Below are 21,492 nucleotides of genomic sequence, written 5' to 3'. Positions count from 1 at the left end.
TGGATCAGACCTTAACCCGGGGTACCGCCAATGGGCCCGACGACCCTGGTCGGTGTCAGTCCGGTCGCGTACGGTGAAGTACTCCCACCTCTCACGAAGGAGACCGACGTGCCGGTCCTCCCCGGAGCCGAGCCGTACCGCCACGAAGGCGGCGAGGTCGGCGTCCTCCTCTGCCACGGCTTCACCGGATCCCCGCAGTCGCTGCGCCCCTGGGCCGAGCATCTGGCGGAGCGCGGCCTGACCGTCTCGCTGCCGCTGCTGCCCGGTCACGGCACCCGCTGGGAGGACATGCAGATCACCGGCTGGCAGGACTGGTACGCGGAGGTGGAGCGCGAGCTGCGCGGCCTCGTCGACCGGTGCGAGCGGGTCTTCGTCTTCGGGCTCTCGATGGGCGGTGCGCTCGCGCTGCGGCTCGCCGCGAAGCACGGCGACGCGATCAGCGGCCTCGTCCTGGTCAACCCGGGGAACAAGGTGCACGGCGCGGCGGCGCACACCCTGCCGGTCGCCCGGCACCTGGTGCCGAGCACCAAGGGCATCGTCAGCGACATCGCCAAGCCCGGCTCCGAGGAGATCGGCTACCACCGCATCCCGCTGCACGCCGCCCACTCGCTGCGCCGCTTCTTCCGCCTGGTCGACGCCGAACTGCCGCAGGTGACGCAGCCGTTGATGGTGCTGCACAGCCCGCACGACCACGTGGTGCCGCCCGCCGACTCGGCGCGGATCCTCAGCCGCGTCTCCTCCCGGGACGTCACGGAGATCCTGCTGGAACAGAGCTACCACGTCGCGACGTTGGATTACGACGCGGACCGGATCTTCGAGGAGAGCCACACGTTCATCGACCGGCTCGCCCCCAGCTTCGGCAAGGAAGGGACGGCAACCGGTGGCTGAGCACGAGGCGGACCGCGAGGAGAGCCGCGAGCCCGAGAAGGTTCCCGGCAAGGGCGAGGAGCCGCCCGAGGGCCTGCCCCTGGACGAGGACGCCGCCTGGCAGGCGATCGTCGCGGGGTACGGCGAGGAGCCCGCGGACCCGCCGGGCGCCAAGCCCTTCAAGTCGGTCGACGGCCTGGCGCTCCTGGAGGCGGAGTCGAACGGGCCAGCGGGCGGCCCGGGGGCGGGCCCGGTCAAGGACGCCGAGGACAAGCCGGGCGGCGGCAAGCCGCTCGGCAGCTCCGTCTCGTTCGCGCCCGGCGTCGGCGGCCCCCGCGACTACACCACCCCTGAGCCCTCCGAGGACGACTTCGACGCCGACGACGAGGGTCACTTCGTGCCGCCGGAGCCGCCGCCGCTCCCCGAGGCGGACGTGACCGCCAGGTTCGCCTGGCTCGCCGTGCTCGGCGGGCCGCTGCTCATCCTGCTCGCGGTGCTCTTCGGCTGGCAGATGACGTGGTGGCTGACCACGCTCGGCATCGGCGGCTTCCTCGGCGGCTTCGCCACGCTCGTGATGCGGATGGGCGGCGACGACGAGGAGGACGACGACCCGGGGCGCGGCGCGGTCGTCTGACCCCGGCACCAGCGAGAGGGCCCGTCCGGACAGCTCCGGGCGGGCCTTTCGTATGCCCGCACCCGGATGGAACCCGATCCCGGTCAGCGGCGAAGAAGGGGTGAACCACCGAACGAGCCCAAGCCTTCGAGGCGTTCAGACGAACGAAAGGAGCCCCGATGACCGTCGATCCCGGCGTCCCCCTCGGTGCGCACCACCCCGAGGCCCGCGCCGGTCGGCCCGTGCTCCACCGGGGAGAGCACGAGCCGCCGCCCGGGCAGCCCGAGCCGAGTGACGCCCGGTCCATCGAACGGTCCCGGGACGAGCCCGAGCAGTTCGCCGTCCTCTACGACCGGCACGCCGACTCCGTATACCGGTACGCGGCACGTCGGCTCGGCCCCGAGGCGGCGGAGGATCTGATGGCCGACACCTTCATCACCGCCTTCAGGCAGCGCCACCGCTACGACCCGGCGCGGGCCGACGCCCGCGCCTGGCTGTTCGGCATCGCGACCAACCTCATCGGCCGGCACCGCAGGGCCGAGGCCCGCCGCTTCAAGGCGCTGGCGCGGGTGCCCTCGCCGGTGCCGCACGAGGAGCCGGTCGCCGACCGCGCGGTGGCCCGAGCGGGCGCCGCGGGGCTCCGCACGGACCTGGCGGCGGCGCTGGCCGGGCTCTCCGCCCGCCACCGCGACGTGGTCCTCCTCGTGGCGTGGGCCGACCTCAGCTACGAGGAGGCGGCGCAGGCGTTGGGGGTGCCCGTCGGCACCGTCAGATCACGGCTGCACCGGGCTCGCAGCGCGTTGCGCGAAGCACTGGGCGGGTCCGATCCGACAGCTTTCCAGGAGGCACACGTCCATGAATGAGCTCGATGAACTGCGCGGCTGGGAGGCGGGGACTCCCCCGCTGGACGACGACACCCGCCATCGGGGGCGGGTGCGGCTGTTCGCCGCGATGAACGAACGTCCCGCCACGGTACGGCCGTTGCGGCGCCGCCCCGTGCTGCGCATCGCCCTCACCGGCCTGGTGACGGCCGCGGTGGCGGCGACCCTTCTGGTCACCGGCGACGGTACGGATGAGCGGCAGCAGGCGAAGCCGCCCGCCGTCGGCTCACCGAACGCGGCCACCGTCGCCGCCGCGAAGGTGCTCAGCGGCGCGGCGGCCCGGGAGCGCAGGCACGAGAAGCGGACCGTGGTGCCCCGCGACGACCAGTTCCTCTACTCCAAGCGGGTCATCAAGGAAACGGAGCAGAAGACCGGCGAGGTCAGGACCTACACCGATGAGATGTGGGACTCGGTGGACGGCTCCCGGCGCTCCTTGTCCATGGAGCTCGGCAAGGTCATGTGGGAGGAGCCCATGGGCAAGGGCGAGGGGGTGTGGCCGCCCCGCCGGTGGGCCGAGCTGAAGAAGCTGCCCACCGACCCCGAGAAGCTCGTCCCGGCCATCGTGTCCATGGGCAGCGGCGACACCCCGATCAGCGCACTCACCGAGGACGACCGGTGGCAGGCCTACTTCCTGCTCGGCGAGCTCCTGAAGGCTCCGACGCTGCCCGAAGGGCTGCGCGCCGCGGCCTACGAAGGACTGGCGCTCGTGCCCGGCGTCAAGACGGTCGAAGGGGTCGAGGACTCCGCCGGGCGGCCCGGTGTGGGGATCGCCTACCCCTCCCAATTCAAGGGCAGGTACCTCATCTTCGACCCGAAGTCCTATGCGTTCCTGGGCTTTCGTGATGAGCGGGTCTCGCGCGACGGGAAGAAGACGTACACGCAGCTGTCACACACCGTCGAGTGGGCGGTCGTCGACAAGGTGAGGCAGCGACCGTAGACCTCACCGCGCCTCGTCACCCCGACGGGACGCGGGAACCCTCAGGGCGGCCAGGACCGGCAGGTGGTCCGTGGCCGCCCTCAGGTCTTCCTCGCTCACCCCGGGCAGCCCCAACGGCACGCCGCAGCCCAGGACTTCAATGCCGGGGGTGGTGAAGAGCGCGTCGATGCGCTGGTGCGGGTCGGCCGGCGTCGACGTGTGCTCGCTCCCCCACGGCTTCGCCGCCCAGCAGTCCGTCAGCGCGCCGGCGAGCCTGCGGAACGTCCGCCCGTCGGGCCGCTCGTTGAGGTCGCCGCCCGCCACCGCGTGCTCCACGCCCATCCCCGCGAGCCGGTCGAGGAGCATGCCGCCCTGCTCGTACCGCTCGTCGCTGCTCAGGCTCAGGTGACAGCTCAGGACGCCGAGCCGGGCGCCGCCGAGGCGGACGACGGCGGTGGCGAAGCCGCGCCGGTGCAGGCCAGGGGTGAGCGGCAGCAGCACGTCCTCGGTGCGCTCGACGGTGGCGCGCAGCGAGCAGAGCAGCGCAGGTCCTGCCGCGCTGCCGCCGCCGGAGAGGATCACCAGGTCGGCGGCGCGCGCCAGGCGGGCCAGCTTCTTGCGCCAGCGGAAGAACCGCGGCGCCTCCTGGATCAGGACGAGGTCGGGGGCGCAGGCGGAGATGACCCGGGCGAGCGCGGCGGTGTCGTCGCGCATCGAGCGGATGTTGTAGCTGAGCACCCGGATGACGGCCGAACCGTCCGGTTCGGTGCGGGAGTTGGGGAGCGGTTCGCTGGCCATGGCGATCAAGATACGACAGTGCCCGCCGCTCCCGGAGGGGACGCGACGGGCACCGGTGCGCCGTACGGGCCGATGTCACATGACCGGGTCGGGTTCCCGCGCCAGGTCGGCCGCTCCGACGAGCCCCGCGTCGTTGCCCAGCTGGGCGGCGATCACCTGGGCCTCGGGGCGCCAGGCGGCGCCGACGAGCCAGCGCTTGAAGGACTTGCGGATCGGGTCGAGGACCAGCTCGCCCTCGTCCGAGAGGCCGCCGCCGACGATGAACGCGGACGGGTCGAAGAGCGACGCCAGGTCGGCGAGGCCCGCGCCCGCCCAGCGGGCCAGCTCGCGGTAGGAGTCGATCGCGACGGCGTCGCCCTGCCGGGCGGCCATCGAGATGTGCTTGCCCTCGATGCCCTCGGGGGTGCCGTCGCCCAGCGAGAGCAGGTACTCGGCGTTCTCGGGGGTGGCGTTGGCGCGCTGCATCGCGTACCGCACGAGGGCACGGCCCGAGGCGTACTGCTCCCAGCAGCCCTGGCTGCCGCAGCCGCAGAGCAGGCCGTCGGGCACCATGCGGATGTGGCCGAACTCGGCGGCCACGCCGAAGTGGCCGCGGCGCAGCTTGTTGCCGATGATGATGCCGCCGCCGAGGCCGGTGCCGAGCGTGATGCAGATGACGTTGCGGTGGCCCTTGCCGCCGCCGAAGCGGTACTCGCCCCAGGCCGCGGCGTTGGCGTCGTTCTCCACGACGACCGGCAGGCCGACGCGCTTCTCGACCTCTTCCTTGAGCGGCTCCTGGCGCCAGTCGATGTTCGGCGCGAAGTAGACCGTGGAGCGCTGGCGGTTGACGTATCCGGCGGCGCCGATGCCGACGCCGACGATCTCGTGCCCGGCCCGTGCGCCCGCGACGGCGGAGGCGATCGCGTCGACGATGGCCTCGGAAGTACCAGGGGTCGGCACCTTGAAGGTCGAGAGGATGTTGCCGTCCTCGTCGACCACTCCGGCCGCGATCTTGGTGCCGCCGATGTCGACGCCGATGGTGAGTCCCATGAATCCCTCAGTTCGATCGAGCCCCGCTACGGCCCACCGTACCCGAGGGGGGTCAGTCCAGATCGATGTGTTCCCCTGCCGCGGGACCCTCGTCCCGGCGGTCCTGGCCCCGCGCCCCGCCCTGCGCGCCACCCTCGGCGCCGCGCTTCGGCCCGTCGTCCGGCCCGTCCTTCGCGCCGCCGGCCCGCCCGTCGCCGCGGGTCCACCGGCCCTCCTGGCCCCGGGCCGCGGAGCGGTAGGCGGCGAGCAGCTCGGAGCCGGCCGCCGCGAGGTGGTCGAAGACGTCCGGATTGCGCTCGATGACCGGCTCGACGGCGGCCTTCGCCTCCCGGACGACCTGCCTGACCGTCTGCTCGACGGCGCCCTGCGCGACCGCGCCGAGCAGCGGTGACTGCAGCCCGGAGAGCTTCTCCGAGACGGCGTCGACGAGCTTGCGCAGCTCCTCGGCGGCCGACCCGGTCGGGGCCCCGTACCGGTCGCGGCGGCGGGCCCGCTCGGCCGCGAGATCCTCGGCGCAGGCCTTCTCCCAGGCGTCTGCGTCGACTTCGGGGGCTTCGCGCTCGGTGGCATCGCTCATACCACTCGACGTTACCCGAATGGCGGTCACGCGTTCACCGTCCGTGCGGGGGCGAGGGCGATGACGAGGGCGGGGGCGATGGCGAGGGCGGGGGTGCGAAGGCAGGCTCTCAGTTCCCGCGCGGCCAGAGGCCGGGGTCGGGCGCGAACCGTACCCGCAGCTCGCCCTCGCGCAGCCCCGCCCCGGCGACCGTGCAGCGGCGCAGCGCGGACGGCAGGGTGACGATGCGGCGGAAGGGTCCGGCCGTGACGACGAGTTCGTCGCCGCGCCGGATCAGGCCGAGCTCGTCGCGGGCGACGCCGGGGAGCGGGATGTGCCACACGTACCGGTGGTCCGCCTCCTCGGCGGGGGCCTCGGTGACGGGCCAGGCGACGGGGGCGGGAGCGGTGGCGGGGGCCGGCAGGCCGAGGGCGGCGAGGTCGTCGGGGCCCCGCGGGTCGCGGCCGAGGTGCGGGACCCTGCCGACGCGGCCGTACGCGGACTCCCAGGTGTCGAGCGTCTTGTGCTGCTGGGTGGCGAACCCGGCGAGCCAGGTGTCGGCGCTCGCGTCCGGCAGTACGCGGTTGGCGATCAGGGCCTCGGTGCGCAGGCCGTGCAGGGCCAGGCCGGTGGCGGTGGTGCGGACGGCGTCGGCGCCCGCGGGGCCGGGCTCGGCGACCAGCTGGACGGTGGTGCCGGGGGCCTCGATCACGCGCTGGACGGCGGCGAGCTCGTCCTCCAGGCGGGCCGCGCTCTCGTACAGCCAGGCGGCGGGCAACGGGACGCCGGCGAGCCGGCCGAGCATGGGGCGCAGGGCGCGGGCGGCCTGCCGCTCGGGCGGCAGGAGCCGGCGCAGATAGCGGCGGAGCTGTTCGGGGAGCGCGAGGATCGCGAGCGCGCGGGGTGCGGCGGGCAGGTCGACGACCACGGTGTCGTGGCCGCCGTCCCGGCCGGACTCGTGGGCCGCGTCGCGCAGGGCGCGGAGCAGGGCCAGTTCCTCGGCCCCGGGCAGCGGGGTGAGCTCCTCGCCGTCGAGCCGCTCGGCGCCGAGCAGGTCGAGGGCGGAGGCGGCACGTTCCTGCACGGCGAGCAGGTCGTCCCGGAAGCGGGCGTCGGGGACGAGCCGTCGGACGGTGAGTCCGGGGTGCGCGTCGGCGCCGGGGGCGCCGGGACTGCCGGGACTGCCGGGACTGCCGTGGCTGCCGTGGCTGCCGTGGCTTCCGGCGCCGCCGAGCACCGTGCCGAGGGTGTCGGCGCGGTCGGCGGAGAGCACCAGGGTCCGTTGGCCCGCGCGCGCGGCGGCGAGTGCGGTGGCCGCGGCGAGCGTGGTCCGGCCGGAGCCGCCGGGGCCGGTGACTAGGAGGGTGCGCATGTGGGTGAACGGTACGGGAGGCTGCGCGGGCTTGGCGGGGGCGCCCACTCGCCGCGGGGGGCCGCTTCGTTTGCGGCTTTCGGCTGGGTGTGGTTGCTCGCGCCGTTCCCCGCGCCCCTGGGGAGCGGGGGCTGCGCCCCGCTTCCCCCTCAAGCCCCCCTGGCCCGCTCAGGCTTCCTTCGACTCGACTCGCTTCTTCAAGCCCGCCAGGGCTCGGTCGATGATGACCTTTTCCGCCTTGCGCTTGATCATGCCGAGCATGGGGATCTTGACGTCCACCGTCAGCTTGTACGTGACCTCGGTGCCGGTCCCCGCCGGGCGCAGCAGGTAGGAGCCGTCCAGGGAGCGCAGCATCTGCGACTTCACCAGGGTCCAGCTCACCTCGTCGTCCCCGGTCCAGGTGTAGCCGAGCGTCTGGTCGTCCTTGATCGCGCCCGCGTCCATGACGAGGCGGACCTCCTTGGCGCGGCCCCGCTCGTCGGTGGCGAGGACCTCGGCCTCCTTCACCTCACCCGTCCAGTCGGGGTAGCGCTCGAAGTCGGCGATCACCCCCATGACCTCGGCCGGTGCCGCCTCGATCGTGATGCTCGAGCTGGTGTGTTCGGCCATGGCCGTGGCTCCTCCAGATGCGGTCCGGTACGGGGGTGTCCGAGGTGGTCCTACCGCGTGAAGGCTACCGCGCGGTTCGCCCTCACCACTCCAGGGCCCAGGGCCGCGACGACCCCGCGAAGTGCCCGACGTTCACGCACTCCGTCGCGCCGATGCGCATGCGCCGGACCAGCGGCTGGTGGACGTGGCCGAAGAGCGCGTACCTGGGGCGGGTCCGGTGGATCGCGTCGAGCAGTGCGCGGCTGCCGCGCTCGAAGCGGCGCGCCACCGTGTCGTAGAGGAGCTCGGGAACGTCCGGCGGGATGTGCGTGCACAGCACGTCGACCTCGCCGACCGCCTCGATCTTGGCCGCGTACTCCTCGTCGCTGATCTCGTACGGCGTCCGCATCGGCGTGCGCAGGCCGCCGCCGACGAAGCCGAAGACGCGGCCGCCGATCTCCACCCGCTCGCCGTCCAGGACGGTGGTGCCGGGTCCCGCGTACTCGGGCCACAGGGCGGGGATGTCGACGTTGCCGTAGGTGGCGTAGGTCGGGGTGGGGAAGGCCGCGAACATTTCGGCGTACTGCTTGCGGACCGCGCTCTCGATCGCGGCCGCCCGGTCGACCTCCCCCCAGAGCCGCCCCCCGAACTCCCTGGCCTCGTCGAAGCGGCGGGCGGTGCGCAGCTCCACGAGGCGTGAGGCGTTCTCCGCGCCGAAGAGGGCCGGGAAGATGCCGCGCGAGTGGTCGGCGTAGTCGAGGAAGAGCACGAGGTCGCCCAGGCAGACGAGCGCGTCCGCGCCCTCCCCCGCGCGGGCGAGCCCCTCGGCGTTGCCGTGCACGTCACTGACCACATTGACCCGGAAAGCTGGCATGCCGATCACCCTAGGACGGCGGCCCCGCGGAGGGTAGGGGCCACGGCCCGGCGCCCGTCCACCGGCCGGACCTGCGGTTACTTCCGAGTCGGGAAGACGGTGGCGTACTGTGCGATTCAGACCACAGCGACGTGTGACGCACCGAACATCTGGGCCTGCCCCCCTACCGAACAAGCCATACCGGTGGGTAACGTCCGGGCAGTCCAGTAGTGCTCAGCCCCCCATCTCGACTGAGCACCTGCCCGATCTTGGACCGCACCGTCGCAGCACACAACGTCGTGGCGCCGGCGCCCTTATGTAGGAGCAGCAGTCTTGCGCGAGTTCAGCCTTCCGGCCCTGTACGAGGTCCCTGCGGACGGCAATCTGACCGACATCGTCCGCAGAAATGCCGCGCAGCACCCGGAGGTCGCCGTCATCGGCCGCAAGGTCGACGGCCGCTGGCAGGACGTCACCGCCAAGGCCTTCCTCGCCGACGTGCGCGCCACCGCCAAGGGTCTGATCGCCGCGGGCGTGGGCCCCGGCGACCGGGTCGGCCTGATGTCCCGCACCCGGTACGAGTGGACGCTCCTCGACTTCGCCATCTGGAGCGCCGGCGCCGTCACCGTCCCGGTGTACGAGACGAGTTCGGCCGAGCAGATCCAGTGGATCCTCGGCGACTCCGGCGCCGTCGCCTGCGTCGTGGAGCTCGACGCGCACGCCGCCGCGGTCGAGTCCGTGCGCGACCGGCTGCCCGGCCTCGCGCACGTCTGGCAGATCGACAAGGGCGGCGTCGAGGAGCTGCACGCCGCCGGCGCGGAGGTCGCCGACGAGACCGTCGACGAGCGCAGCGCGGTCGCGGGCGCCGACGACCCGGCCACCATCGTCTACACCTCGGGCACCACCGGACGCCCCAAGGGCTGCGTGCTCACCCACCGCAGCTTCTTCGCGGAGTGCGGCAACGTGGTGGAGCGCCTCAAGCCGCTGTTCCGTACCGGCGAGTGCTCGGTGCTGCTCTTCCTGCCCGTCGCGCACGTCTTCGGACGGCTCGTTGAGGTCGCCGCGCTGATGGCGCCGATCAAGCTCGGCCACGCGCCCGACGTCAAGAACCTCACGGACGAACTCGCCTCCTTCCGGCCGACCATGGTCCTGGGCGTCCCGCGCGTCTTCGAGAAGGTGTACAACTCGGCGCGCGCCAAGGCGCAGGCCGACGGCAAGGGCAAGATCTTCGACAAGGCCGCGGACACGGCGATCGCGTACAGCCGCGCGCTCGACACCACCGCGGGGCCCTCGCTCGGCCTGAAGGTCAAGTACAAGGTCTTCGACAAGCTGGTCTACAGCAAGCTGCGCGCGGTCCTCGGCGGCCGCGGCGAGTACGCGATCTCCGGCGGCGCGCCGCTCGGCGAGCGCCTCGGCCACTTCTTCCGCGGCATCGGCTTCACGGTCCTGGAGGGGTACGGCCTGACGGAGTCCTGTGCGGCCACCGCCTTCAACCCGTGGGACCGCCAGAAGATCGGCACGGTCGGCCAGCCGCTGCCGGGCTCGGTGGTCCGCATCGCCGACGACGGCGAGGTGCTGCTCCACGGCGAGCATCTGTTCAAGGAGTACTGGAACAACGAGGGCGCCACCGAAGAGGCGCTGGCGGACGGCTGGTTCCACACCGGTGACATCGGCACGCTCGACGAGGACGGCTATCTGCGCATCACCGGCCGCAAGAAGGAGATCATCGTCACCGCGGGCGGCAAGAACGTGGCCCCCGCCGTGATCGAGGACCGCATCCGCGCGCACGCGCTGGTCGCCGAGTGCATGGTCGTCGGCGACGGCCGCCCGTTCGTGGGCGCGCTCGTCACGGTCGACGACGAGTTCCTCGGCCGCTGGGCCGCGGAGCACGGCAAGCCCGCGGGGTCGACGGCGACGTCGCTGCGGGACGACGCGGATCTGCTCGCGGCGATCCAGAGCGCGGTGGACGACGGCAACGCGGCGGTCTCCAAGGCGGAGTCCGTACGGAAGTTCCGGGTGCTCGGCTCCCAGTTCACGGAGGAGTCGGGGCATCTGACGCCGTCGCTGAAGCTGAAGCGGAATGTCGTGGCGAAGGATTACGCGGACGAGATCGAGTCGATCTACCGGGGCTAGCCTCGGGCTGCGTGAACGGGGGCGCCCACGCGCCGTGGGGGGGGGCTTGTTCCGTCGCGAGTGCGGCTGATTCGTGGCCGCTTGCGCAGTTCCCCGCGCCCCTGAATGCCGGGGCTGCGCCCCGCTTTCCCCGCATCCCGGGAGGCGGCGGAGCCGCCTTTCAGGGGCGCGGGGAACTGCGCGGGTATGGACCACCGGCCGTCAGCCGCACCGCAACCAGCCGCGGCAGAACCGTAGGCGGCCTTTAGGGGCGCGGGGAACTGCGCGATCAGCCACGGCGGCGTGGCAGACGGTCCGCGTTACAGGAGGGCACGGAGGCGCTCCGCCAGGAGATCCCAGCGCCACTTCTCCTCCACCCACGCCCGGCCCCGCTCCCCCATCCGCGCGCGAAGCGCCCCGTCGCCGAGCAGGGCGACGATCCGGTCGGCCGCCTCCTCGGGCGAGCCGCCCGGGACGACCCACCCCGTCTCCCCGTCGAGCACCGCGTCCGGCGCCCCGCCGGAGTCGCCGGCGACGACCGGGAGGCCCGTCGCGGACGCCTCCAGGTAGACGATGCCGAGGCCCTCGACGTCCAGGCCCCCGCGCCGCGTCCGGCACGGCATGGCGAAGACGTCCCCCGCGCCGTAGTGCGCGGGAAGCTCCCCCCACGGCACCGCCCCGGTGAACCGCACGGAATCGGCCACTCCCGTCTCGGCGGCGAGCCGGCGCAGGTCCTTCTCGTACGGGCCGCCCCCCACGATGAGCAGCACCGCGTCCGGCTCCGCGGCGAGAATCCTCGGCAGGGCGCGGATCAGCGTGTCCTGCCCCTTGCGCGGCACCAGACGCGAGACGCAGACCACGACGGGCCGGTCGGTGAGGCCGAGCCGGGCCCGTACCTCCGCGCCGCCGGAGCCGGGGTGGAAGGTCTTCTCGTCGACGCCGGGCGGCAGTTGGACCATGCGGCCCGCCGCCGCCGGGGTCAGCGCCCCGGCGATCCGGGAGCGGGTGTACTCGCCGAGATAGGTGATCGTGTCCGTCGACTCGCCGATCCGCCGCAGCAGCCCGCGCGCGGCGGGCAGTTGGGCCCAGCCCGCCTCGTGGCCGTGGGTGGTGGCGACGATCCGGCGCGCGCCCGCCCTGCGCAGCGCGGGCGCCATGAGCCCGAGCGGCGCGGCCGCCCCGAACCACACCGACGTACAGCCGTGTTCGCGCAGCAGCTCGACCGTGCGACGGGTGACGCGCGGGGTCGGCAGCAGCATCGTCGTACGGTCGCGTACGACCTGGAAGGGCTGTTCGGCGTCGAAGGCGGCGGTGGCCTCGGCGCCCTCGCGGCCGCGCTTCCAGGTGGAGGCGTGCACGACGATCTGCTCGGGGTCCAGGCGCAGCGCCATGTTGTGCAGGAACGCCTGGATGCCACCGGGCCTGGGCGGGAAGTCGTTCGTGACGATCAGGGTCTTGTGCATCGCGCACGACAGTACCGAAAGGCCCGCCGCGGCACGGAGTGCCCTCCGGGCCACCGACCCGCTCCGCGGCGCCGCACGGCCCAGCCTCTTCGCCCTGGCCCGGACCCGCCCGGCATCATGGCTCCCCGAATCGCAATGAAATAGCAGGAAAGGGGTGAAGTGCACATGATGCGCATCCTGACCGTCTGGGTCCTGACCAGAACCGTCCTGCTGCTGTGTGTCCTCCATGTGCTCGCCGGTCCGGGCCCGGACGTGACCAGCGACGTCTCCGTCATCTACCAGGGCTGGTACGAGGTTCTGCGCACCGGCACCTTCCCGCTCGACGACGTCACCTGGCAGTACCCGCCCGCCGCCGCCCTCACGGTCCTCTCCCCCGCCCTGCTGCCCTTCCTCGGCTACGCCACGGCCTTCTTCGTCCTCGCCCTGCTCTGCGACGCCGCGGTCTGCGGACTGCTCCTGTACGCGGGCCGGCGCCCCGGCAAGTCGCCGCGCGGCGCCTGGACGTGGGTCGTGGGCGTGGCCCTGCTGGGGCCCACCGTGTACGCCCGTTACGACGTGATGGTGGTCGCCGTCGCCGTCGCCGCGCTGCTCGCCGGGGCGCGGCACCCGCGCACCATGGGGGTGCTCGCCGGGTTCGGGGCGCTGCTCAAGGTGTGGCCGGTGCTGCTGCTCGTCGGCGCGCCGCGCGGGCGGGCGACCCGGCGGTCCTGGGCCGCGGCGGCGGGCACGGCCTGCGCCCTCACCCTGGCCTTCGTCGTGCCGATGCCGGGCGCCCTCGCCTTCCTCACCTTCCAGCGCGACCGCGGCACCGAGGTGGAGTCCCTCGGCGCCCTCGTCCTGCACGTCGGGCGCCATCTCGGCTGGCGGGGCGAAGTGCGGCTCAACTACGGCTCGGTGGAGTTCCTCGGCCCGTACGTGTCGCTGGTGAGCACCGCGGCGCAGGCGCTGACGGTCGCCGCGTTCTGCTGGCTCCTGGTGTGGCGGCTGCGGGCCGCGACCCGGGTCGCGAGCACGCCCGCCGATGCGGCCTTCGTGGCCGTGCTGCTCTTCACCACCACGAGCCGGGTGATCAGCCCGCAGTACATGCTCTGGCTGATCGGCGTCGGCGCGGTCTGCCTGGTGTTCCGCGGCGGCCGCATGGAGGTCCCGGTGCGGCTGGTGCTCGCGGCCACGTTCGTCACGTTCCTGGAGTTCCCGGTGTGGTTCTCGCACGTGGTGGCGAGCGATCCGCTGGGCGTGGCGCTGCTCCTCGTACGCAACGGCCTGCTGGTCGCCGCGACCGTGCTGGCCTGCCGGAACCTGTGGCGGCAGACGGTGTCCGAACCGTACCGGGCACAGCGGTACCCGGTGCCGGACCAGCTCAGCCAAGCTCCGCACGCAGATACGTACGCCAGCGCGCCGTGAAGTCCCCGGGCGTGGTGTCCAGGACGTCCCGCAGCGCGTCCCGGACCGCGCCGGCCCGCTTGTCGTGGGCGCCCACCGCCCGGTAGAAGTCCGTCAGCTTCCGCTCGCCCCACTGCTCGGCGATCATCCGGCAGGCCAGCCAGGCGCCCTCGTAGGCCCCCGAGAGCCGCGCCGCGTCCCCCGCGAAGCCGAAGTCGTCGTCCTCGGGAAGCGCGTCCGGCGCCTCCCCCCGCTGCACCGCACGCCGCAGTTCGGGCGCGGCCTGCGCCGCGGTGCGCCCCGTGCCGCGGTAGCCCACCCAGTCCGCGAAGCCCTCGGAGAGCCAGAGCGGGGTGGCCGCGGAGGTCTGCGCGCGGGTCGCCACGTGGGTCGCCTCGTGGGTGAGGACGACCTGCCTGCCGAAGTCGCCGAGAACGCCGTACGCCTCGGGGTTGACGATGATCCGGTCGGCGGGCGCCCGGCCGGACCCGCCCGCCTCACCCGTGGTGACCGCCGCGATCCCCCGGTACCCGGACGCGGACGCCCCGAGCAGCCCCGCCATGTCGTCCAGGGAGCGCGGCACGAGGACGACGACCTTCCCCGGCCAGCCGCCCGGCCAGGCGTCCCGCACGTGCGGCACCGCCCGGTCGGCGAGTTCACGGTGGGCGCGCAGCTCCGCGGCGCTCTGCCCGACGCCGAGGACGAGGCTGTGCGCGCCCCGCTCGACGCGCACGCGCCCCTGGTCCCAGAGCTGCTGGCCGGACTTCTTCGCGGGGCGCTCGGAGGTGACGTACCACCGGCCGTCGCCGCAGCGCAGCGAGAGCGTGCGCTCCGCGGTGACCGGGGCGCGGTCCTGGCCCTTGATGCGGTAGAGGAGTTCGGCGCTCGCGGTGGCCTCGGCGCCGGTGCGCTCCAGCCCGGTCAGCCGGTACTCCCAGGAGTCCAGCGGCACGTCGTCGACGCGCTCGAAGAGGTCCGGGGCGCCCTTCTCGGGCCGCTCGGTCCGCTCGTACGCCGTGGCGTCGTCGGCGAGGACGGCCCGCGCGCGCCGCTCCAGGAGTCTGCGTACGTCGTCGGCGGCGGCGTCCGGGACCGGGTCGCCGCCGCAGCCGGAGAGCAGGGCGAGGCAGAGCGCGCCGCACAGCGCCACCACCCACGACCCGCGTCCGCGACCAGCCACCTTCCCGATCGTACGGGGCGGGTCCGGCCGCCCGCCGGTCAGACCCGCGTCACGGAGGAGACCGGCATCATGCCGACGGGGTCGTAGCGGACCGCGGCCCCGGGGTACGGGGCGTGCAGCACCTGGCCGTTGCCCATGTACATCCCGATGTGGCTGGCGTCGTCGCGGTAGGCGACCAGGTCGCCGGGCCTGGCCTCGGACAGGGACACCTGGCGCCCGGCGTACCGCTGGGCCTGCGAGGTGCGCGGCAGGGCGACGCCGGCCTGGGCGTACGACCACTGCATGAGGCCGGAACAGTCGAATCCGGAGGGTCCGCTGGCGCCCCACACGTACGGGCGGCCGACCGCTGAGCGGGCGGCCGCGATGGCGGCGGCGGCCCGCGAGGAGGCGGGGGCGCCGCCGAGCTCGGGCAGTGCGGCGCGCTCGCCGGAGCGCGAGGATCTCCCGTACGCGCCGCGCTCCCCGCTCGGCAGGAAGTTGAGCAGCTTCCTGGCCTTGGCCAGCTTGTGCTCGACGGTGCGCTTGTGGCGGGCGACGGCGGTGCGGCTCTTCTCCAGCTCGGCGAGTTTGCGGCCCGCCTCCGTGCGCTCCTGCGCGAGCGTGCGCTGGGCCCGCTGCAGATCGGCGAGTTCGCCCGCCTGACGGGCGCCGACGCGGTCGAGGACCGAGGCCCGGTCGAGGTAGCCGTCCGGGTCGGAGGAGAGCAGCAGGGCCAGTGAGGGGTCGATGCCGCCGGACCGGTACTGCGCGCCGGCCAGCGCGCCGAGCGCCCCGCGCATCCGGTTGATGCGCTCCTGGCCGCGCGCGACGCTGTCCTTGGCCCGGCCGACCTGCGCACGGAGCTTGTCGGCGCGCTCATCGGCCTTGTTGTACAGCTCGGTTGCCTGCTCGGCCTGCTCGTACAGCCGGTCCACGGTGGCCCGGGTGTCGGACGGCTTGTCCTGCGGCGCGGCGCCCGCCGGCGCGGCGCCGAGGGCCGCCGCCGCGGTGGCGGCGGCCGCTGAAAGGACGGTCACGCGCGTGCTCCGGTCGAGACCGGGCTGTGCGGGACGGCGATGGGACCCCACGGGAAGCCGCTCTCCCTTCCGCTGACGAACCCCCGGCTGTCCGGGGGAATGCGCGCCGACAGTAGCCGTGCGGACACGCGGCGGCCAAAGACCTCGCGGGGTGCGCGACGGGCCCGGACAGCCCGACGCCCCGTCTCGGACCAGGTCACCAACGGGGCGTGGGGTCAGCGGGAGTTGCCGGAATTCGCCCGTTTGGGCGGTGTCGGCACGGCGTTGACGTCAGGGGTGCGGGAGCGGCGGGGCGCCGCTCCCCGCGTCAGATGCGGACGCCGAACTGGAAGGAGCCGAGGTAGGACATCGACTCGTAGCGCACCGACGCGCCGGGGTGCGGGGCGTGCAGCACCTGGCCGTTGCCCGCGTAGAAGCCGACGTGCGCGAGGTTGTTGAAGAACACCAGGTCGCCGGGCTTGAGCTCGCCCCGGCCGATCTTCGTGCCGTCGTTCTGCTGGGTGTACGTGGTCCGGGTGATGTGCACGCCGGCCTGCGCGAACGCCCACTGGGTCAGGCCCGAGCAGTCGTAGGAGTTGGGGCCGGTGCCGCCGGAGACGTAGGGCTTGCCTATCTGGGTGGCGGCGGCGCTGAGGGCGGCGGCGCCGCGGCCGGATGCGGGCTTCTCGTCGCCGAGGTCGGCACGGTCGCCGGCGGCGCGGCTCGCGCGCTTCTGCTCCTTGGCGGCCAGGGCGGCCTTCTCCTTGGCGGTCAGCGAGTTGAGGAGCCGCTGCGCCTCGCCGAGCTTGCCCTGGACTTCCTTCTTCTTCTTGCCGAGCTCCTCGCGCGTGTCGGCGAGGTCGTCCAGCTTGCCCGAGGCCTCCTTGCGCTGCTGCGCGAGGTCCCGCTGCTTCTTCTGGATCTTCTTGAGCGCGTCGACCTGCTGGCTGCTCAACTGGTCGAGGGTGGACGCCTTGTCGAGGTAGTCGTCCGGGTCGGAGGAGAGGAAGAGCTGCAGGGAGGGGTCGATGCCGCCGGAGCGGTACTGGGCGCTGGCCATCGAACCGAGGCCGTCGCGCAGGTCGTTGAGGTCCTCCTGGCCGCGGGCGACCTTGTCCTGGAGGTCGCCGATCTGCTTCTCCAGCTTCTCCTGCTTCTCCTTGGCCCCGTTGTACTTGTCGGTGGCCCGCTCCGCGTCTTCGTAGAGCTTGTCGACCTTGGACTTGACCTCGTCCTTGCTCGGCTTCGGGGCGGCCTGGGCGGCACCCTGCGAGGTGAGGGCCACGGCAGCGGCGGCGGTCGCGGTGAGCACGGTCACGCGGGTGCGGCTCGGCTGCTTGGGTCGACGGTGGGACGCCACGCGGGCGGCTCCTTCTTCCTCCGGCCGCCTACCGGGACGCGGCGGGCGGGTACCACCGCCGCCACCCCGGATGGGTGATCAACCGAGCGGGGGTTCGAGGCGAGACCTTAGTGACCTTCTTGTGATCAGTACAAATCTCATCAGTAAAAAATCGGTCGCGAAGCGCATTCTTTACCGATAACGCACAGCCAGTAATGATCTTCTGACGCTACGTCGCCCACCGCGTCCCCCAATTCGGGCATAGGGCCCAGGAGTTACGGGACATCACTTAGCTCCGCGAAAGCCGCTTGAGCAGCACCGCCGAAGCCACCGGCCGCGCCCCCGCCTTGGCGATCCCGTCGGCCACCTCGCGGTCGGTCGAGACGACGACCACGGGACGGCCCGGCGGCTCCGCGCGCACCAGCTGACGGATCAACTCATCAGCGGTGACACCGGGCTTGGAGAACAGCACCCGCACCCCGCGCGGCGGCGCGAGCAGCACCGGCGCGACCAGCTCCGCGCCGTCGAAGACACAGGTGACCTCGGCACCGGACTGCAGGGCGAGCTGCGAGAGCGAGCCGAGCAGCCGCAGCCGCTGCTTCTCCAGCGGCATCGTGGGATAGCCGGTCTTGGTGACGTTGTACCCGTCGACCACCATATGGGCCTGCGGCAGGGCGAGCAGCTGATCCAGAATGGCCGGATCGTTCTCCGAGAGCGCGCGGGCGGCGATGTCCTTGGGCGACATCCGGCCCGGCTCGACGGCGTCCACGGTCTCGGCGGGCCGCGCCGAGACCGGCGGCAGGGCCAGCTCGCGCCGCAGCCCCTGCGCGGCGTCCAGGACCGTGTCGAGCAGCAGCCGCAGCCGCATGTCCTCGACGCTGCGGCCCTCGCGGGCGGCGCGGCGGCTGGCCTCAAGGGCGGCCTCCGTCTCGCCGAGCCGCGCCTTGAGCCGCCGGCTCTCGCTCTCGGCGGCGGACAGCTGGGTCTGGCCCTCGGCGCGCACCGCCTCGATCTCGGCGGCGGCCTTGCGCAGCGCGGCCTCGCCGCGCTTGACGTCGCTGAGCGCGCCGCGCAGCTTGCGGTGGGTCGACTCGGCCTCCCTGCGCACCGTCTCCAGCTCGGTGCGCAGCCGCTCGGTCTCCGCCTTGGTCTGGCCGCGGGCCGCGGCGAGCTCCTCGCGCAGCCGCTCCAGCTCGGCCCTGGTCTCGTCGTCGGCGCGCTCGGCGTCGGCCCGCTGGGCCTCCTCGCCCGCCGCCGTGACCAGCTTCACCCAGCCGGTGGGCCGCAGCACATAGGCCGCGGCCGCCACGTCCAGCGGATCGGCGGCCGGCGGCGGTGAGCCCGCGTCCAGGGCGGCGGCGAGCTCGGGCTGCGCCTCCCTGAGGCGTTCGCCGATGCGCTGGCGGAAGAGCGTGTCGTGCTCCAGCGCCGCCGCCATGGCGTTGCCCGCGAACTTCGCGCGCCGGGTCGGCGTGAAGCGGGCGTACTGGCGCAGCTGGGCGGGCAGTTCCGCCAGGGTCAGCCCGCCGAAGCCGTCCGAGACGATGTGGACGACCCGCCGCCGCACCCCGTCGGGCAGCGGACGGTCGAGCACCTCAGCGGTGCCGTCGTCCGGCTCCCCGCCTGAGCTCTCCACCATCCGTCACCCCACTAGCTGTGCGGGCCCCGCTCCCTCAGGAGTCGGTGCCCGGCCTGTCCACGAGTTCGACCTGATCCACGGCGTTGCACCAGCGGCAGCGCACGGACTCGATGGTCTCACTGACCACCTCGCGTTCCTCGACGTTCGACTCTCCGGCCAGGTCGAGATGGACATACTCGACGACCTTCGAGCTGCGGGTCACATCGAAACGCGTGAGATTGCCGCAGAGCGTGCAGCGCCACCGGGTGGTGGCGGTCGGCAGGGGAACCGTCATCGTGGCTGTTCGCTTTCTTCGGTGACTTGTCCGGCGACGTCTTCGGCGACCGAGGGGTCTACGCAGGTTTCCTCGTGCGTATTGCCCGTAACCCTAAGGCCTGTAAGGGGCGCGACGCTGCGGGCCGCGGAGCGGCATGGCGGCCTGGGCAGGTAGCGCCCGTTACGTCATGCTTTGCCCATGATCCGAACATGGAGTGCGAAGGCGGGCCGGCTGCTGGGGGCACGGACCGCCCCGGTGACGTACGGACTGATCGCCGTCTGCTGCGTGGTCTTCCTGATCTCACCGGTGTCCGGGTTCAACCCCTCCTACGGCCGGGGCGACGAGCTGATCGGCGCCCAGCAGGCCTACTTCGAGCAGTGGGGGGTGGTACCCGTCGAACTGTTCAGCGGTGCCCCGCGCGCCGCGCTCGGCCCGTTCACCGCCCTCTTCGTGCACGGAAGCTGGCTTCATCTGCTCGGGAACATGCTCTTCCTGTACGTGTTCGGCGTCATGGTCGAGGAACGCATGGGCCACCTCCTGTACGCGTGCTTCTACCTCTGCTGCGGTTACCTCGCCCTGCTCGCCTACGCCGCCGCGCACGCGGGCTCCGACCAGACGCTCGTGGGAGCCTCCGGCGCGATCTCCGCCGTCCTCGGTGCCTGCCTGTATCTCTTCCCCAGGGCGCGCGTCACCAGCCTCTTCCCGTTCCTCTTCTTTCTGCCGCTGCGCTTCCCGGCGTGGGTGGTGCTGCCGTTCTGGGTGACGCTGCAGTGGCTGGCCGCCGGGCAGGACGGCAAGGGGACGGGGGTCGCTTATCTGGCGCACCTGGTGGGCTTCTCGCTGGGCTTCGTCTGCGCGTGGGGGTGGCGGGTGTGGACGACTAGAGTGAGGGCCACCGCACCGGCCACCGAGGGAGACTGCAAGCCGTGATCACCGCGATCGTGCTCATCAAGACCAGCGTGGACCGGATCCCGGAGATCGCCGAGTCGATCGCCGCCCTCGACTCCGTGAGCGAGGTCTTCTCCGTCACCGGCACCTACGACCTCATCGCGATGGTGCGGGTGCCGCGCCACGACGACCTCGCCGACGTCATCCCCGGCCGGATCAGCAAGATCCCCGGTGTCGAGGGGACCGACACGCACGTGGCGTTCCGCACGTACTCCCAGCACGACCTGGAGGCCGCGTTCGCGATCGGCCTCGACTCCTAGGCGCCGTCCAGGCCCGTCCGGTCAGGCGGCCGCGCCGGTGTCCGGCACGCAACGCCCGTCCTCGGTGCGGTAGTTCCACCGGGCGCCGTCCGCCACCAGCTCCTTGACCGCGCGCACGAACCGCTCGACGTGCTCGTCGGGGGTGCCCGCGCCGAAGCTCACCCGGATGGCGTTCAGCGACTTCTCGCCGGGCGCGGCCTCGGGGGCGCCGCACTCGCCGGGCTCGTCGGGCGCGCCGCCGAGCAGGGTGCGCACCAGCGGGTGGGCGCAGAACAGGCCGTCCCGTACGCCGATCCCGTACTCCGCGGAGAGCGCGGCGGCGAAGTGCGAGCTGTTCCAGCCGTCCACGACGAAGGAGATGACGCCCACACGCGGCGCGTCGTCCCCGAAGAGCGAGAGCACCCGCACCTGCGGCACCTCGGCGAGGCCCTCGCGCACCTTCGCGATCAGGTACTGCTCACGGGCGACCAGCTCGTCGAAGCCCGCCTCGGTGAGCGCCTTGCAGGCGGAGGCGATCGAGTAGACGCCGATGACGTTGGGCGAGCCGGCCTCGTGCCGGGCCGCGCTGTCGTGCCACTCCACGTCCACGCCGCCGCCCGCCTCCTTGGGGCGTCGCGCCACCTTCCGCGAGGCGCCGCCGCCCGCGAGGTAGGGCTCGGCGGCGCGCAGCCAGTCGGAGCGGCCCGCGAGGACGCCCGAGCCGAACGGCGCGTACAGCTTGTGACCGGAGAAGGCGACCCAGTCCACGTCCAACTCGTCGATGGAGACCGGGTGGTGCGGCGCGAGCTGCGCGGCATCGAGGACGATGCGGGCGCCGTGCGCGTGGGCCGCGGCGGCCAGCTCGCGCACCGGCCAGATCTCGCCGGTGACGTTGGAGGCGCCGGTCACACAGACCAGGGCGGGGCCATTGGGGCCTCCCCTGCTCGAACGGAGCTGAGAGCTTGGGGAAGGATCGCGGTCGGCGAGGGCGCGCTCCAGGGTGTGCACGGCCTCGTCGGGGGTGCGCGGCGCGTCGAGGTAGGTGACGCGGGCGTCCCGCCACGGCAGCAGCGAGGCGTGGTGCTCGGTCTCGAAGACGAAGACCTCGCAGCCGGCGGGCAGGGCGGCGGCCAGCAGGTTCAGCGAGTCGGTGGTGGAGCGGGTGAAGACGACCTGGTCCCCCTCGCGGCAGCCGAGGAAGTCGGCGACGGTCGCACGGGAGTTCTCGAAGAGGTCGGTGGAGAGCTGCGAGAGGTAGCCGGCGCCGCGGTGCACGCTTCCGTAGTACGGCGCGTACGCGGCCACGTCGTCCCAGACCCGCTGCAGGGCCGGCGCGCTCGCCGCGTAGTCGAGCGCGGCGTACGTCACCTCGCCGCCGGTGACCAGCGGAACGGTGACGTCCCGGCCGAGCACGGCCAGCGGGGCACAGACGGAGGCGTCGACGGCAACGGCGGAAACAGACATGGCG

At 73.1% G+C, this 21,492-nt stretch carries 21 protein-coding genes; 8 read left to right on the top strand and 13 right to left on the bottom strand.

From position 1 onward, the window contains the following. The first annotated feature begins 108 nt into the window (after positions 1 to 108). The 4 genes from ACZ6CV_RS02980 (at position 109) to ACZ6CV_RS02965 (ending at position 3,298) form a co-directional block, all read left to right on the top strand. Positions 109 to 888, top strand: a complete 780-nt coding sequence (locus tag ACZ6CV_RS02980; RefSeq protein ID WP_469249136.1) for an alpha/beta hydrolase — start codon at positions 109 to 111, stop codon at positions 886 to 888. Next, the gene (locus ACZ6CV_RS02975) at positions 881 to 1,501 is read left to right on the top strand and encodes a hypothetical protein (protein ID WP_469249134.1); all 621 of its coding nucleotides are present in this window, start codon (positions 881 to 883) and stop codon (positions 1,499 to 1,501) included. The genes ACZ6CV_RS02980 and ACZ6CV_RS02975 overlap by 8 nt, the downstream gene beginning before the upstream one ends. A 158-nt stretch (positions 1,502 to 1,659) precedes the next feature. Further along, the gene (locus tag ACZ6CV_RS02970; RefSeq protein WP_469249132.1) at positions 1,660 to 2,343 is read left to right on the top strand and encodes an RNA polymerase sigma factor; all 684 of its coding nucleotides are present in this window, start codon (positions 1,660 to 1,662) and stop codon (positions 2,341 to 2,343) included. Then, entirely contained in the window at positions 2,336 to 3,298 is a 963-nt protein-coding gene (locus tag ACZ6CV_RS02965; protein ID WP_469249130.1) for a CU044_5270 family protein, read from the top strand. The genes ACZ6CV_RS02970 and ACZ6CV_RS02965 overlap by 8 nt, the downstream gene beginning before the upstream one ends. A gap of 3 nt (positions 3,299 to 3,301) precedes the next feature. On the opposite strand, the gene ACZ6CV_RS02960 is transcribed toward ACZ6CV_RS02965, so the two are convergent. The 6 genes from ACZ6CV_RS02960 to ACZ6CV_RS02935 form a co-directional block, all read right to left on the bottom strand. Next, the gene (locus ACZ6CV_RS02960) at positions 3,302 to 4,075 is read right to left on the bottom strand and encodes an endonuclease/exonuclease/phosphatase family protein (RefSeq protein WP_469249128.1); all 774 of its coding nucleotides are present in this window, start codon (positions 4,073 to 4,075) and stop codon (positions 3,302 to 3,304) included. A 75-nt stretch (positions 4,076 to 4,150) separates the two neighbouring features. Further along, complete coding sequence (locus ACZ6CV_RS02955) at positions 4,151 to 5,104, bottom strand: ROK family glucokinase (RefSeq protein WP_355813669.1); 954 nt, start codon at positions 5,102 to 5,104, stop codon at positions 4,151 to 4,153. Between the two features lie 52 nt (positions 5,105 to 5,156). After that, the gene (locus tag ACZ6CV_RS02950) at positions 5,157 to 5,681 is read right to left on the bottom strand and encodes a DUF5304 domain-containing protein (protein WP_469249125.1); all 525 of its coding nucleotides are present in this window, start codon (positions 5,679 to 5,681) and stop codon (positions 5,157 to 5,159) included. A 109-nt stretch (positions 5,682 to 5,790) separates the two neighbouring features. Next, entirely contained in the window at positions 5,791 to 7,032 is a 1,242-nt protein-coding gene (locus ACZ6CV_RS02945; RefSeq protein WP_469249123.1) for an ArsA family ATPase, read from the bottom strand. A gap of 168 nt (positions 7,033 to 7,200) precedes the next feature. Next, positions 7,201 to 7,641 carry an SRPBCC family protein gene (locus ACZ6CV_RS02940; RefSeq protein ID WP_469249122.1) on the bottom strand — a complete coding sequence of 147 codons (441 nt, stop codon included), beginning with the start codon at positions 7,639 to 7,641 and terminating at the stop codon, positions 7,201 to 7,203. 82 nt (positions 7,642 to 7,723) lie between these two features. Further along, positions 7,724 to 8,473 carry a metallophosphoesterase family protein gene (locus ACZ6CV_RS02935; protein ID WP_469249606.1) on the bottom strand — a complete coding sequence of 250 codons (750 nt, stop codon included), beginning with the start codon at positions 8,471 to 8,473 and terminating at the stop codon, positions 7,724 to 7,726. A gap of 333 nt (positions 8,474 to 8,806) precedes the next feature. On the opposite strand from ACZ6CV_RS02935, the gene ACZ6CV_RS02930 reads away from it, so the two are divergent. Then, positions 8,807 to 10,603: an AMP-dependent synthetase/ligase gene (locus ACZ6CV_RS02930; RefSeq protein ID WP_362368170.1), complete on the top strand. Its 1,797-nt coding sequence runs from the start codon at positions 8,807 to 8,809 to the stop codon at positions 10,601 to 10,603. 299 nt (positions 10,604 to 10,902) lie between these two features. On the opposite strand, the gene ACZ6CV_RS02925 is transcribed toward ACZ6CV_RS02930, so the two are convergent. Then, complete coding sequence (locus tag ACZ6CV_RS02925; protein WP_469249120.1) at positions 10,903 to 12,045, bottom strand: glycosyltransferase family 4 protein; 1,143 nt, start codon at positions 12,043 to 12,045, stop codon at positions 10,903 to 10,905. 165 nt (positions 12,046 to 12,210) lie between these two features. Between ACZ6CV_RS02925 and ACZ6CV_RS02920 the strand changes: the two genes are divergently transcribed. Next, the gene (locus ACZ6CV_RS02920; protein WP_469249118.1) at positions 12,211 to 13,449 is read left to right on the top strand and encodes a glycosyltransferase 87 family protein; all 1,239 of its coding nucleotides are present in this window, start codon (positions 12,211 to 12,213) and stop codon (positions 13,447 to 13,449) included. Here ACZ6CV_RS02920 and ACZ6CV_RS02915 read toward each other — a convergent pair. From ACZ6CV_RS02915 to ACZ6CV_RS02895, 5 genes are all read right to left on the bottom strand, one after another. Further along, on the bottom strand, positions 13,406 to 14,608 hold the full coding sequence (locus tag ACZ6CV_RS02915; RefSeq protein ID WP_469249116.1) for a hypothetical protein: 1,203 nt from the start codon (positions 14,606 to 14,608) through the stop codon (positions 13,406 to 13,408). The genes ACZ6CV_RS02920 and ACZ6CV_RS02915 overlap by 44 nt on opposite strands. A 38-nt stretch (positions 14,609 to 14,646) precedes the next feature. Next, positions 14,647 to 15,675, bottom strand: coding sequence for a C40 family peptidase (locus ACZ6CV_RS02910; protein WP_469249114.1), 1,029 nt, complete (start codon positions 15,673 to 15,675; stop codon positions 14,647 to 14,649). Between the two features lie 256 nt (positions 15,676 to 15,931). Then, positions 15,932 to 16,963 carry a C40 family peptidase gene (locus ACZ6CV_RS02905; RefSeq protein ID WP_362368155.1) on the bottom strand — a complete coding sequence of 344 codons (1,032 nt, stop codon included), beginning with the start codon at positions 16,961 to 16,963 and terminating at the stop codon, positions 15,932 to 15,934. Between the two features lie 268 nt (positions 16,964 to 17,231). Continuing rightward, positions 17,232 to 18,581 (bottom strand): NYN domain-containing protein, encoded by a 1,350-nt coding sequence (locus ACZ6CV_RS02900; protein ID WP_469249111.1) that lies wholly within the window; start codon positions 18,579 to 18,581, stop codon positions 17,232 to 17,234. A gap of 34 nt (positions 18,582 to 18,615) precedes the next feature. Further along, a complete protein-coding gene (locus tag ACZ6CV_RS02895) occupies positions 18,616 to 18,855 on the bottom strand; it encodes a hypothetical protein (protein ID WP_355813701.1) in 240 nt (79 codons plus the stop codon). A 180-nt stretch (positions 18,856 to 19,035) separates the two neighbouring features. On the opposite strand from ACZ6CV_RS02895, the gene ACZ6CV_RS02890 reads away from it, so the two are divergent. Together ACZ6CV_RS02890 and ACZ6CV_RS02885 are read left to right on the top strand one after the other, a co-directional pair. Continuing rightward, a complete protein-coding gene (locus ACZ6CV_RS02890) occupies positions 19,036 to 19,767 on the top strand; it encodes a rhomboid family intramembrane serine protease (RefSeq protein ID WP_362368149.1) in 732 nt (243 codons plus the stop codon). Next, complete coding sequence (locus ACZ6CV_RS02885; RefSeq protein ID WP_055566223.1) at positions 19,764 to 20,045, top strand: Lrp/AsnC family transcriptional regulator; 282 nt, start codon at positions 19,764 to 19,766, stop codon at positions 20,043 to 20,045. Before ACZ6CV_RS02890 ends, ACZ6CV_RS02885 begins: the two co-directional genes overlap by 4 nt. A gap of 21 nt (positions 20,046 to 20,066) precedes the next feature. On the opposite strand, the gene ACZ6CV_RS02880 is transcribed toward ACZ6CV_RS02885, so the two are convergent. After that, on the bottom strand, positions 20,067 to 21,488 hold the full coding sequence (locus ACZ6CV_RS02880; RefSeq protein WP_469249109.1) for an aminotransferase class V-fold PLP-dependent enzyme: 1,422 nt from the start codon (positions 21,486 to 21,488) through the stop codon (positions 20,067 to 20,069). Positions 21,489 to 21,492: the final 4 nt, after the last annotated feature.

The sequence above is a fragment of the Streptomyces sp. NPDC041713 genome (genome assembly GCF_055591085.1).
This window is presented reverse-complemented; position numbering and strand designations above follow the sequence as displayed.